This is a genomic window from Sphaerisporangium melleum (genome assembly GCF_014646695.1).
Classification (GTDB): domain Bacteria; phylum Actinomycetota; class Actinomycetes; order Streptosporangiales; family Streptosporangiaceae; genus Sphaerisporangium; species Sphaerisporangium melleum.
Genome location: NZ_BMNT01000024.1, coordinates 140,992 through 141,243, shown reverse-complemented (window position 1 = coordinate 141,243; position 252 = coordinate 140,992). Strand labels below are relative to the sequence as shown.

At 64.7% G+C, this 252-nt stretch carries 1 protein-coding gene; it reads right to left on the bottom strand.

Going from position 1 to position 252, the window contains the following annotated elements:
• On the bottom strand, positions 1-252 hold a 252-nt coding region (locus tag IEY93_RS38460; protein ID WP_268241575.1), incomplete at both ends, for a non-reducing end alpha-L-arabinofuranosidase family hydrolase.

Sequence of the window (252 nt, the reverse complement as noted above, 5' to 3'; positions counted from 1 at the left end):
TGCCGTTGTCACCGGCGAAGAACAGGTACATGTTCTGGCTGTCACCGATGAGCGTCTGGTCGATCGGCCCGGTACCCGAACCGGAGATGCTCGCGGTCGACAAGGTCTGCGCCGAGGACCAGCCGTTGGCGTTGGTCGGGTCGGAGGAGGTCTTGTACGTGAACGCGCCACCGCCCCACTGGTAGGCCAGCACCCAGATGTTCTTGGGCGCGAAGTACAGCAGCGTCGGCGCCACCGTGCCCTGGTTCATCG